Origin of the sequence: Streptomyces sp. SolWspMP-5a-2 (genome assembly GCF_900091845.1) — a bacterium.
Lineage (GTDB): Bacteria > Actinomycetota > Actinomycetes > Streptomycetales > Streptomycetaceae > Streptomyces > Streptomyces doudnae.
Map to the genome: position 1 here is coordinate 1 of NZ_FMCI01000293.1, position 12376 is coordinate 12376.

Sequence of the window (12376 nt, forward strand, 5' to 3'; positions counted from 1 at the left end):
ACGGTGACGCGGGGCGGCGCCTCGACGACGGCGACCGGCGCGGCGGCGGGCTCGGGGACGCGCGTCCTCGGGGAGGGCAGGATCCTTTCGGCGGTCCGGACGGGGGCGGTCCTGACCGGGGCGAACCCCAGGGTGTCGTCGGCCACCTCGCGGACGGCCGCGACCGGGTCGGCCTCGCTGAGCGGGACGACGCACCGCACGCCGGGGATCGACGCCTCGACGAACTTGGTGACGACGGGCCACTCCCCGCACTCCACGAAGGCGTCGGCGCCCGCCGCGTGCAGTTCGCGGACCGTCTGCAGCATCCGGACCCGGGCGGTGAGGGCGCCCGCGACCAGGTCGACCGGGTCGTCGTCGCCGACGTCGCGGCCCAGCCAGGGCGAGCGGACCCGCCAGCGTCCGGAGCCGTAGGCGCCGCGGGGCGCGGACTCGCGGAGGTCCCGTGCGGCCCGCGCCATGGCGGGGGTGTGGGTGGGGTGCGGGACGTCCAGCGGGAGGCTCGGCCAGCCGAGCGAGTCGGCCACCCGTTCGACGTGCCGGATCAGCTCCTCGGGGCCGCTGATGACGCTCTGCCGGGGGGCGTTCTCGCAGGCGAGCACCAGATGGGGGTGGTCGATCAGACCGGCGAGCGACTCGGCGCGGCGGCCGTCCACGCCGACCGCGAGCATCTTCCCGCGCCAGCCGTGCCTGGTGAGCGCCTGGGAGCGGGCGACGGCCAGCCGCGCGGCGTCCTCCACGGGGAGGTGGCCCGCGGCGGCGAGCGCCCACAGTTCGCCGATGCTCTGTCCGACGATCGCGACGGGTTCGACGCCCTCGGCGACGAGCATGTGGTGCGTCGCGAGGCTGACGGCGAAGATCTCCAGGTACTGGACCTCGGGGCCGCGCCTCTCGCTCGTCCCGTCGGCCTCGATCAGCCGGGTGCTGATGTCGGGGAGGCCCAGGCCCCTTGCTGCCTTGTCGATGCGCGACAGCGCGTCCCGGACGGTCTCGTAACGGTCGTAGAGGTCGCGGAGGACACCTCCGCGCGGTGCGGCCACAGTTCCGGGCATGACAAAGACAGCATCCACCTGTGCATCACCCTCATTTCCGTACCGGCCGCCGGAGTTGTCTCATCCGCGAGCCGGGCTCCGAAACGCCACGACGGCGCAAGAAAACCGACGACACATGTTCACTGGGCGCGCTGTACCTGAGTGGGAGTTCCAAGGGAATAGGGCCTCGGCGGGAAATTGTTTCCTTCGTGTTTCTCGTCCGGCGAGACCCATATTCACGGTATCCGGGCGTCTTCCGCGGGAGCAATGATATTTAGGCGGCCACTTTCGGCCTAACCGGATCATGTATTCCAATTGGCCAAGGGGACCCAGGCGCCCTTGCTGCCGCCCGAGTTGACATGTTAGCCACGCTTTCGACACCCATCGGGTGGTTCGGTATGGGCGTTTCCTCATGATTTACTACCGGACATTCGAATGGAATTCGACGGTACAGAAAAGCCCGTTCGGGTGGTCGCACGCGTTTGCGATCGGGCACGATCCGGGCAGCGGCCCCCGACGCGCACCCGCGCGGCCGTGCCCGAACGGCGCGGGGACCGACGCGACATTCGGCCATTCCACGGGCGAGGCGGAAAGATGAGTCCGTGTCAGCTTTTGTCACCGGAAAACCGCGGGACGGCCGATGAGTCCCGGTCTCCCGGCCGACGAGCGCCGGTCTCCCGGCCGATCGCGCCCCGGCCACCCGGTTGACCTGATTCCGACGGCGCAGACAAGCCGGTGCCCCGCGGGCCGGAAACCGGTCACCGGAACCCGCCCGGCGCCACCGCCTCCGCGGACCCCCGGCCCGCCGCCCCTCCCCAGGTCACCGCGTTCGTCGTTCGCCTGTGCGACGCGACGGCGGCAGGGCGGGCGGCGCGTGGTGCGGACGATCGCGCTCCGCACCCTTGACACGTTCGCGCGACCCGCTTGTATGGTCTAGTCCAACAGAACTCACCGCTTCGCATGGGGAGTTGCTCGGGCGAACCCCACGCTCCCGCCTCCCCGCGCGGACGGTGAGCGCGCGTCACCTTCGCGCCTCTTGGCCCCACCCACGAGTGGCCGTGTCCGCTCGTACGGTCCCCCACGACCGTGCGCTCGGGGCGGCCTGAAGTGAAGGAGTTCCGCATGCACAAGGGACGTAAGACCGCCCTGCTCATCGGCGCGGCCCTCGCCCCCGTCGTCGCCGTCAGCCTGCCCGCCGCGTCGGCCAGCGCCCACGGCTACATCTCCGACCCGCCCAGCCGCCAGGCGCAGTGCGCCGCCGGCACGGTCTCCTGCGGGGACATCACCTACGAGCCGCAGAGCGTCGAGGGCCCCAAGGGTCTGACCAGCTGCAGCGGCGGCAACGACCGGTTCGCCGAGCTGGACGACGACGGCAAGGGCTGGACCGTCACCCCGGTCGCGAAGAACACGACCTTCTCCTGGCAGCTCACCGCACGGCACTCCACGAGCACCTGGGAGTACTACGTGGCAGGTCAGCGCATCGCCCTCTTCGACGACGGCGGCGCCCAGCCGGGCGCGACCGTCGACCACCAGGTCGACTTCGGCTCCCTGAGCGGCCCGCAGAAGGTGCTCGCCGTCTGGAACGTGGCCGACACGGACAACGCGTTCTACGCCTGCATCGACGTCAACGTCGGCGGCTGACCGGCCCCGCGAGGCCGCACGCTTTGTCCCTCCCCGCACCCTCCCCCCACGCGTCGATCGACAGGAGTCACCCGTGCACGCCCACAAGATCGGCCTGCTGGCCGCCACCGGCGCCGCCGCCGCGCTCTGCACCCTGACGCTCGCCCCGGCCGCCGTCGCCCAGAAGGCCGCCCCCTCAACCGCCGCCGCCGAATTCGTGGTGAGCGAGGCGCAGTTCGACCAGATGTTCCCGGGCCGGAACTCCTTCTACACCTACAGCGGACTCACCGACGCGCTCGGCGCCTATCCCGGATTCAGCAACACCGGCAGCGACACGGTGAAGAAGCAGGAGGCCGCCGCCTTCCTCGCGAACGTCGGTCACGAGACCGGCGGACTCGTCTACGTCGTCGAGCAGAACACCGCCAACTACCCGCATTACTGCGACACTTCACAGCCCTACGGCTGCCCGGCGGGAACCGACAAGTACTACGGGCGCGGCCCGATCCAGCTCAGCTGGAACTTCAACTACAAGAGCGCGGGTGACGCGCTCGGCATCGATCTGCTCAACAATCCGGACCTCGTGCAGAACGACGCGTCCGTGGCCTGGAAGACCGGCCTCTGGTACTGGAACACGCAGAACGGGCCCGGCACGATGACCGCGCACGACGCCATGGTCAACAGCGCCGGGTTCGGGCAGACCATCCGGTCCATCAACGGCAGCCTGGAGTGCGACGGCGGCAACCCGGCGCAGGTCCAGAGCCGCGTCGACGCCTACCAGCGCTTCAGCCAGATCCTGGGCGTCGACCCGGGCGCGAACCTCACCTGCTGACCCCGCACCACCCCGTCAGGGCCGTCCCGGAACCTCCGGGGCGGCCCTGACGCGTTCCCCGGGGTGACGCGAACACCCTCCGGTCGTTGTCCGAAAGTCCGTGGTCGGCGGCCGGAAAACACTTCTTGCACACCCGTTGACTATGGACATCCCTGTACCTACTCTCTCGCTTGTCCATGGTTGTCCATACACAAAGTGGTGTGTCGATGAAGATCGCGGTAGTCGGAAGTTACGGAGCCGGCCTGACCATGCGGGTCCCCAAGGCGCCCGCCGCCGGCGAGACGGTCTCCGGCGGGTCCTTCGCCCCCGGCCCCGGCGGCAAGGGCAGCAACCAGGCCGTCGCCGCCGCCCGGCTGGGCGCCGAGGTCGCGCTCCTGACCGCCGTCGGCGACGACGACTTCGGCCGCGCCGCGCGGGAGCTGTGGCGGGCCGAGGGGGTCGGCGCCGACCAGGTGCTGACCGCGACGGCGCCCACCATGGTCGGGTTCATCCTGGTCGAGCCGTCCGGGGAGAACCGCATCGCCATCGCCCCCGGCGCCCTCGACGAACTGGACGCCGCCGCCGTCGAGCGCTTCCGCGCCGAGATCGCCGCCGCGGACATCCTGGTCGTCTCGATGGAGATCCCCGAGGAGGCCGTGGCCGCCGCGCTGCGCCTGGGCCGCGCGTGCGGCACCCGGACCCTGCTCAACCCGGCGCCCGCCCGTCCGCTCCCCGCGGAGTGCTGGCCGCTGATCGACGTGATCACGCCGAACCAGACCGAGGCACCGGTCCTCCTCGGGCTCGACGCTGCCCACGGACTCGGCGACGACGACCTGGTGCGGGCCCTGCGCGAGCGCACCGGGGGCGTCGCCGTCCTCACCCGGGGCGGCGAAGGCGCCCTCGTGGCCGAGGAGTCGGGGGTCACCGCCGTGGCGCCGTGCCGGGCGAGCGCCGTCGTCGACACCACCGGCGCGGGCGACTCGTTCACCGCGGCCCTCGCCGTCGCCCTGGCCGAGGGTCTGCCCGTGACGCGGGCGGCCGGGTTCGCCGCCGCCGCGGGCGCCCACACCGTCTCCGTCGCGGGCGTCGTCCCCGCCCTTCCCACCAGAGACCAGCTGAACGCCCTGATTGGAAACGCCTCGTGACTCTGACCACCTCCACCCCGCCCGCCCCGGCGGCGTCGGGCACCGGGTCCGCCCGGCAGCTCCCGTCGGCCCTGCGCAAACTTCTGCACGCCCGCGAGGCGGGGGTGTTCGCCGCGCTGGTCCTGCTGTTCGTGCTGGGCACCGTGCTCTCGCCCACCTTCGCGCAGTCCGACAACCTGCTCTCCGTGGGACAGCAGATCGCGCAGATCGGCATCATGGCCGTCGGCGTGACCTTCGTGATCCTCAACGGCGAGATCGACCTCTCGGTCGGCTCCACCTACGCGCTCTCCGCCATCTCCACCGGCATGCTCATCTCGGACGGCTGGAGCTGGCCCGCGGCGATGCTGGTCGGACTGGTCGTGGGCGTGGTGGCCGGGCTCGTCAACGGATTGGCCGTGGTGGTCCTCGGCGTCCCCTCCTTCATCGTCACCCTGGGCACCCTCAGCGTCTTCCGGGGCGTCGCCCTGCTCATCTCCGACGGCGCCCCGATCTCGCTGAGTTCGTCGCGGCCCGGCGTCGCCGAGTTCAACCTGCTCGGCCAGGGACGGCTGTTCGGCGTCGTGCCGATGCAGTTCGTCTTCTTCGCGGCCGTCGCCGCCGTCGGTGTGGTCCTGCTGGCCCGCTCCCGCTTCGGCTTCAACACCTACGCGGTGGGCGGCAACCAGGAGGCGGCCCGGCTGGTCGGCGTCAACGTCAAGCGCGTCAAGCTCGCCGCGTTCGTCCTCTCCGGCTTCACCGCGGGCCTCGCGGGCGTCCTCGGCCTCTCCTTCCTCTCCTACGTGCAGGGCGTGACCGGACAGGGCCTGGAGCTGACCGTCATCTCGGCCGTCATCATCGGCGGCGCCGCCCTGTTCGGCGGCTCGGGAACGATGTGGGGCACCGTCATCGGGGTCGCCTTCATCGGCCTGCTCCAGAACATCCTCAACATCAAGGGCATCTCGTCCTTCTGGCAGACCGTGGTCACCGGCCTCGTGATCGTCGCCGCCGTCGCGGCCGACACCTGGCAGCGCAGGCGCAAGAGCCGCGCCTGACCCGGCGGGCACCGCCCCGCCCCCTCCCGCAGGCCCCGCACCGCCTCCCCTCTCCCACCCCGCACCGCCGCCCGCGCGACCCCGCCGCCGGACACGACAAAGGAGTCACCATGTCCCCGCGTACCCTCCTCAGATCGCTCGCCGCCGCCACGGCCGCCGCCGCAGCCCTCGCCCTGACCGGGTGCGGCGCCGTCACCGCCGCCGACTCGGGCGGTTCCTCGGACGGCTCCTTCGAGCTCGCCCCCTACATCCAGCAGCGGCTCGACGACCACAAGCCGATGCGCGTCAAGCTGAGCTACCACGACCCGTCCCTCGCCTTCGCCACGCCGATCTCCGCGGGCATGAAGCGGGCCGGGAAGGAGCTGGGCGCCGAGGTCTCCCTCATCGGCCCCACCGGCGGTGACGCCGCCAAGCAGGTCTCCGAGATACAGACCCTCATCCAGCAGAAGGCCGTGGACGGGCTCGCCGTCTCCTCCGCGTCGAGCGACGCCCTCAAGCCGGTGATCAGCCAGGCGTACAAGGCCGGGATCCCGATCATCTCCTTCAACACCGACAACCCCGACTCCCAGCAGATGGGCTTCGTCGGCCAGGACCTCAAGGGCTCGGGCAAGGCGCAGGCCGAGGAGCTGCGCAAGAAGATCAAGGGCGACGTCGCGGGCAAGTCCGTCGTGGTCTTCTCCGTCGACACCGGCGCCGGCTGGTCGCACGACCGGTTCTCCGGGTTCGAGGAGGGCATGAAGGGCAGCGGGCTGAAGATCGTCGGCCCGGTCAACGTCGGCAACGAGCCCAACGCCGCCTACAACACCGTCGAGTCGACGATGTCCGGGCAGTCCTCAGTGGTCGCCGTCGCCGGGCTCGACTGCTGCTCGACCACCGCCGCCGCCAAGTGGGTCGCCCGCTCGGGACGCGCGGACTCCCTCGCCATGGGCGGCTTCGACCTGCTCACCCAGACCGCCGAATACGTCAAGAGCGGCGTCCTGGACTTCACCATCAGCCAGAACCCGTCCGAGCAGGGCTACCAGGCGGTCAAGGTGCTCCACGACTTCCTCACCAAGGGCACGAAGATCACCGGGGTGGACACCGGCGCCCAGTTCATCACCCGCGCCGACCTCGCCGACGCCACGGTGGAGGACTGATGTCCACCGCCGCCCACGAGCCCTCCCGCCCCGCCGATCCCGGCGCCCCCGCGGTCCGCGTCAGCGGCCTCTCCCGCAGCTTCGGCCCGGTCCGCGCCCTGCGCGACGTCTCCTTCGACGTCCCCGCGGGCGAGATCACCGCACTGCTCGGCGAGAACGGCGCGGGCAAGTCGACCCTGCTGAAGATCCTCGCCGGACTCCAGCCGCCCAGCGAGGGCGGGGTGAGCGTCTTCGGCGAGGAGGTCACCTCCTTCGACCCGAGCACCATGCTCAGCCGCCACGGCGTCGCGATCGTCCCGCAGGAACTCTCCCTGCTGCCCGACCGCAGCGTGGCGGAGAACGTGCTCAGCGGCGTGGAACCCGGCAGCCGCTGGTTCCCGTCCCGGCGCCGCATGGTCGAGCGCACCGCCGAACTGCTCGCCGGACTCGACCTCGCGCTCGACCCCGACGCCTCCGTGCGGACCCTGGACCTCGCCACCCAGCAGCTGATCGTGGTGGCCAGGTCGATCGCCCGGGGCTGCCGGGTGCTGATCCTGGACGAGCCGACGGCGATGCTCACCCCCGCCGAGGCGGACCGGCTCTTCGCCCTGATGGACCGGCTCAAGGCGGCAGGGACGACCATGCTCTACGTCTCGCACCGGATGCCCGAGGTCTTCCGGCTCGCCGACCACATCCAGGTCCTGCGGGACGGCGGCCACGTCGCCTCCTGGCGCAGCGCCGACACCACGCCCGAGCGGGCGGTCGCCGCCATGGTCGGCCGCGAACTGGGCCAGTTCACCCGCCGGGAGACGCTGCCCGGCCCGCTCAAGGCCGAACCCGTCCTGAAGGTGCGGGAGTTGAGCGGCCGCCGGCACGACGGGGTCTCCTTCGACCTGCGTCCTGGCGAGATCCTCGGGGTGGCGGGACTGCCCGACTCCGGGCGGGTGGAGCTGCTGCACAACCTCTTCGGCGGGGAGCGCGGCACCGGGGGCAGCGTGGAGCTGCTGGGCCGGGCCTACGACCGGCGCAACCCGATCGCCAGCGTCGAGCGGCGTCTGGCGTTCGTGCCGGGCGAGCGCCGCGCGCAGGGGCTGCTGACCACGATGAGCGTCGGCGAGAACGTCGGCGCGCTCACCACCAGGGCGTTCAGCAGGCTCGGTCTGCTGCGGCGCCGCGCCTTCGACACCGCGGCGTCCGAGCAGGCGCGGCGGCTGCGGGTGAAGACGGCCACCATGGGCCAGCCCATCACCAGCCTCTCCGGCGGCAACCAGCAGAAGGCGGTGCTGGGCCGCTGGCTGGCCATCGACCCCGGGGTGCTGATCCTCGACGAGCCCACCCGGGGCGTGGACATCGGCGCCAAGGCGGAGATCTACGCGCGGCTGTTCGCGCTCGCCGAGGAGGGCCTCGCCATCCTCTGCTCCTCCTCCGACCTGCCCGAACTGCTCACCCTCACCGACCGGATCGCCGTCATGAGCGAGGGCCGACTGGTGGCCGTCGTCGACACCGCGGACGCCACCGAGGAGTCCGTCATGGCCCTGGCGACCGGGACCGCACGGGCCGCCGCCTGACACCGGGACGGCCCCCGCGCCGCCCGCCCGGACCCGCACGCCCCACCCCCTGCCGAACGCCACGAAAGGAAACCGAACGATGAAGCGCTCCGGCATCCTCAACGCCGAGCTGAGCGGGGCCCTCGCCACCCTCGGCCACACCGACCTGCTGCTGGTCGTGGACGCGGGGTTCCCCGTGCCGCGCACCGCGCACCGCGTCGACCTCGCGCTCGCCGAGAACCTGCCCGACCTGCGGACCGTGCTCGGCCTGATCGCCGACGAACTGGTCGTCGAGGGCGTGGTGCGGGCCGAGGACGTCCCCACCCACAACCCCCGCCTCGACGCCTGGCTGCGCGAGCGGTTCACCGGCGCCGAGTTCAGCACCCGCCCGCACGCCGAGGTGCTCGGCGACCTCGCCCGCGAGGCCAAGGTCGTGGTCCGCACCGGTGCCTTCGAGCCCTGGGGCAACGTCGGCCTGTACTGCGGGGTCGACGCGCCCCGCTGGTTCGGCGGCGAGGGCGTCGTCGTCCCCGAGCAGTACGCGTCCCGCGTCTGAGAAGCCCGCGCCCGCGATCCGCACCGGTCCGCCACCGGCCCCGCCCGCGCGGACGGCCGTACCGGCGGACGACATCACGCGGCGGCCCCGACCGGGCAGACCGGCACCCGATGTGCCTGCTGACCCGCCGCCATCCATCCGAGGGAGATCACCCCGTGTCCGAAACCATCGTCACCGCCTCCGAACTCACGCTGTCCCCGGCCGAGTTGGCGCCCTACATCCAGCACACCAAGATCGACCCGGACGCGACCCGCGACGAGATGATCGCCCACGCGGGTGAGGCCGTCACGCACGGCTTCAACGCCGCGATGGTCCCGGCCTCCTGGCTGCCCGTCGTCGTCGCCGAACTGCGCGGCACCGGCGTCGAGGTCGCCTCCGCGCTCGACTTCCCGACCGTCGGCGTGATGACCAGTGCGGGCAAGGCCGCCGAGGCGGCCGAGATAGCGCGGCTCGGCGCCGACCAGCTTGACATGGGCGTGCAGATCGGCTGGCTCAAGAGCGGCCGCTACGACGAGTTCCGCGAGGACATCGCGGGCGTCGTGCGCGCCAGCGGACTCCCCGTCAAGGTCATGCTCGAACTGCCGCTGCTGACCGACGCGGAGAAGGAGGCGGCCGTCGAACTGTCCATGGAGGCGGGCGCCGCCTTCCTGAAGAACGCCAGCAGCGGGCAGATCGAGACGGCGAACCCGGCGAGCGTGGGCTACCTTGTCGAGCGGGCGCGCGACGGGGTCCGGGTCAAGGCGTCCGGCTCCATCAAGAGCTACCGGCAGGGCCTCGCCCTGCTGCGGGCGGGAGCCTCGCTGCTCGGCACCAGCGCCGGGCTGTCGATCATCACCGACACCGGGGACGACTCGACGGCCAGCTACTGACCCGCACCCGTCCGCCGTGCCCCGGCCGCCGCCCGCGGCCGGGGCACGGCCCACCCGAGGCCGGAGCCCTCCGACTCCTCCGGCCCGACGCGAGAAGGAGAAGCGACGACCGTGACGGCCGACGAACGGGGACTTCCGGGCATCCAGCGTGATGTCCCCACGGCGATCCATGTCCAGATCTCGGAGCACATCCGGCTGCGGATCGCGAGCGGCGAGTGGCCGGCGCACTATCGCCTCAAGAGCGAGCCGGAGCTCGCGCAGGAGTTCGGCGTCAGCCGCGGCACCCTGCGCCGGGCCCTGACCACCCTCATCGAGGAGGGCCTGCTGCGGCAGGTCCGCGGGCGCGGCACCTTCGTCACCTCGACGACGATCGAACCCGCCATCGCCCAGAAGCTCAGCACGCTCTCCGAGGACTTCGCGAGCCAGGGCGTCGTCACCACCACCACGGTGCGCGAGTGCGCGCTGATCGTGCCGCCGAAGCCGGTCGCCGCGCTGCTCGACCTGGCGGCCGGCACGCCGGTGCTGAGCCTGACCCGGGTGCGCGCCACCGACGAGGGTCCGGTGGCGCTCCTGTCGAACTTCGTGCGCACCGACCTCACGCCGGGCATCGAGCGCGTCGACTTCACGTCGGCCAGCCTCTTCGGCGTCCTGGAGGGCACCTACGGGCTGAAGATCGCCACCGCGCGCAGGACCTTCGGCGCGGAGGCCGCCACCCCGGCGGTGGCCGAGGCGCTGGCGCTCGACGAGGGCGCGCCCGTGCAGTACCTCCAGCAGGTGACGTATCTCGCCGACGACCGACCGGTGGAGTACTCGGACGTGTGGATCCACAGCGGCCGGCTGCGCGTCACGTCCCTGCTGGTGCGCCGGTAGCGCGGGGCTCAGTGCCCCGGGGGCAGCAACTCCCCCACCGAGCGGGTCAGTTCGCCGACCGCCACGACGAGCGGGGTGACCGGCTGCACGAAGGAGTTGAGCCGGGTCAGGGCCCGCTGGAGCACGCCGGGCTGCGGCTCGGGCTCGTCGAGTTCCTCGCGCAGGCGGCGCAGTTCGCGGGTCGTGGCGGCCAGGTCGGTGAGTTCCGCGCGGTGCGTCTGGAGCAACAGCTCGACGCGGGTGAGGAGTTCGGCGGTGCGGCCGGGGTCCTGGAGCTGGAAGGAGACCGGGCCGGAGAAGGCCCGCGCCCCGGGTCCGACGGCCTGGTTGGCCACGTGGTGGGTGCCGCCGCTGATGATGAGCCCGTTGTTGACCGGGGGGTCCTGCCGTCGGTCGTCGTCGCGCATGGTCGAGCCCCTTCTACCGGGTGGCGCGGGCCGCGGGGGCGGGGGTGCCCGCGCCGCCCTGCCGGGGAACGTGCTGGATCGCGGTGGCGTCGGGTCCGACGGCCTGGTTGCCGACGACGCTGAGTCCGCCCTGCTGGATGATGCCCTGGTTGAGGATGGTCTGCTGCTGCTCGCGGAAGTCGGTGGTGTCGTAGCCGCGCGCGTCGAGGAACTCCGCCACCGCGGCCAGGGTGTGCCGCTGCACCAGGGAGAGGACGCGTTCGGCGTCCACGATCTGGAAGTAGTTGTGGCAGACGGGGCTCGCCGCCATGGCGCGGATGCTCGTCCGGGCGCCGTAGTCGTACTCCGGGTCCTCCTCCATGGCCTTGATCTCCTCGGTCATCCGCCGGTCGTGGCGGGACTCGAACCGGGAGTGGCGGTCGGCGCGCAGCGGGGCGGCGGCGAGGCGGGCGCCGGTGTGGCGGAGCGCTTCGAGGAGCAGGCCGCGCCGCGCCTCGTCGTCGAGGGGGCCGCGCAGCCGGTCGGCGCGGTGGTACCCGGCGCGCACCGGGCCGAGCAGATGGCTGACCAGCCGCAGGTGGAGGGTGCGGCCGACGGTGGCGAAGTGCAGGAAGACGGTCGGGACGATGTCGCCGCCCCAGAGCGGCAGTTGGACCGCCAGGTGGTGGCGGACGGCACCGGTGGGGTCCAGCATGATCCGCTCGATCTCCTCGGCGGGGAGCCGGGCGGCCGGGGCGAGCGCGGTGTCCCGGATGAACCGTTCGTCGTCGCCGACGGTCGTGCCGTTCACGAAGACCCGGTCCTCGACGACGAGGACGGCCCGCGGGTCGCCGGGGTCGAGGGGGGCGGCGTCGGCGGGGCCTTCGGGGTGCACGGCCCGGTGGAGCTGTTCCCGTACGTGCGCGACCAGTTGGGGGACGGTGAACGGCTCGGTGCCGCCGGGTCCGCGGCGGCTGCCGGCGGCGTCGGATGCGGGCAGCAGCGGCACGGTCAGCGGCCACTCGACGAGGGCCTGCGGGTAACCGGCCCAGGGCGAGAACCCGCTGTACACGGTGACGTTGCCGTCGCGGGCCTCGGCGATCGCGGCGAGCCGCTGGGCGATCCACTCCTGCGGGGGCGCGGCGGGGTGCGCGCGGGGGTCGTACGTCTCGCGGGTCAGGGTGGTGCGGAGCACCCGGTCGACGTCGAGGTCGTGCCGGACGACGGTGGCGTACGCGGTGGCCAGCGCCGCGAGGAAGGCGAGCGCGGCCGGGATGCCGTTGCCGTAGGAGCCGAAGAGCCAGCTCGCGAATCCGGTCAGGGGCAGCGACGTGACGGTGAGGCCGAGGAGGACGGTGAGGGCCGCCAGCGTCCCGGCCGCGGTCGCGACGCCCGCCGCGG

The 12376-nt window shown here is 72.4% G+C and carries 11 protein-coding genes and 1 pseudogene; 9 read left to right on the top strand and 3 right to left on the bottom strand.

The window, feature by feature from the left end; translation table 11 throughout:
- Positions 1-1049, bottom strand: a 1049-nt coding sequence (locus GA0115242_RS29230) for an acyltransferase domain-containing protein (RefSeq protein ID WP_141721790.1), incomplete at its 3' end; no start/stop codon positions are given.
- Positions 1050-2150: 1101 nt separating this feature from the next.
- Between GA0115242_RS29230 and GA0115242_RS29235 the strand changes: the two genes are divergently transcribed.
- The 9 genes from GA0115242_RS29235 (at position 2151) to GA0115242_RS29275 (ending at position 10589) form a co-directional block, all read left to right on the top strand.
- Positions 2151-2669, top strand: coding sequence for a lytic polysaccharide monooxygenase auxiliary activity family 9 protein (locus tag GA0115242_RS29235; protein ID WP_093833735.1), 519 nt, complete (start codon positions 2151-2153; stop codon positions 2667-2669).
- A 73-nt stretch (positions 2670-2742) separates the two neighbouring features.
- Positions 2743-3477: a chitinase gene (locus tag GA0115242_RS29240; protein ID WP_093833737.1), complete on the top strand. Its 735-nt coding sequence runs from the start codon at positions 2743-2745 to the stop codon at positions 3475-3477.
- 206 nt (positions 3478-3683) lie between these two features.
- Positions 3684-4601: a ribokinase gene (locus GA0115242_RS29245; RefSeq protein ID WP_093833739.1), complete on the top strand. Its 918-nt coding sequence runs from the start codon at positions 3684-3686 to the stop codon at positions 4599-4601.
- Positions 4598-5632 (top strand): ABC transporter permease, encoded by a 1035-nt coding sequence (locus GA0115242_RS29250; protein WP_093833741.1) that lies wholly within the window; start codon positions 4598-4600, stop codon positions 5630-5632. Before GA0115242_RS29245 ends, GA0115242_RS29250 begins: the two co-directional genes overlap by 4 nt.
- 110 nt (positions 5633-5742) lie before the next feature.
- Positions 5743-6768 carry a substrate-binding domain-containing protein gene (locus GA0115242_RS29255; RefSeq protein WP_093833743.1) on the top strand — a complete coding sequence of 342 codons (1026 nt, stop codon included), beginning with the start codon at positions 5743-5745 and terminating at the stop codon, positions 6766-6768.
- A complete protein-coding gene (locus tag GA0115242_RS29260; RefSeq protein ID WP_093833745.1) occupies positions 6768-8315 on the top strand; it encodes a sugar ABC transporter ATP-binding protein in 1548 nt (515 codons plus the stop codon). The genes GA0115242_RS29255 and GA0115242_RS29260 overlap by 1 nt, the downstream gene beginning before the upstream one ends.
- A gap of 79 nt (positions 8316-8394) precedes the next feature.
- A complete protein-coding gene (gene rbsD / locus GA0115242_RS29265) occupies positions 8395-8850 on the top strand; it encodes a D-ribose pyranase (protein WP_093833747.1) in 456 nt (151 codons plus the stop codon).
- A 155-nt stretch (positions 8851-9005) separates the two neighbouring features.
- Complete coding sequence (gene deoC / locus GA0115242_RS29270; RefSeq protein WP_093833749.1) at positions 9006-9719, top strand: deoxyribose-phosphate aldolase; 714 nt, start codon at positions 9006-9008, stop codon at positions 9717-9719.
- A gap of 111 nt (positions 9720-9830) precedes the next feature.
- A complete protein-coding gene (locus GA0115242_RS29275) occupies positions 9831-10589 on the top strand; it encodes a GntR family transcriptional regulator (protein ID WP_093833751.1) in 759 nt (252 codons plus the stop codon).
- A gap of 8 nt (positions 10590-10597) precedes the next feature.
- Here the strand turns inward: GA0115242_RS29275 and GA0115242_RS29280 are convergent, their stop codons facing one another.
- Together GA0115242_RS29280 and GA0115242_RS40950 are read right to left on the bottom strand one after the other, a co-directional pair.
- Positions 10598-10996, bottom strand: a complete 399-nt coding sequence (locus tag GA0115242_RS29280) for a hypothetical protein (RefSeq protein ID WP_093833753.1) — start codon at positions 10994-10996, stop codon at positions 10598-10600.
- 13 nt (positions 10997-11009) lie between these two features.
- Positions 11010-12376, bottom strand: a pseudogene (locus GA0115242_RS40950) (hypothetical protein); the annotation flags it as partial.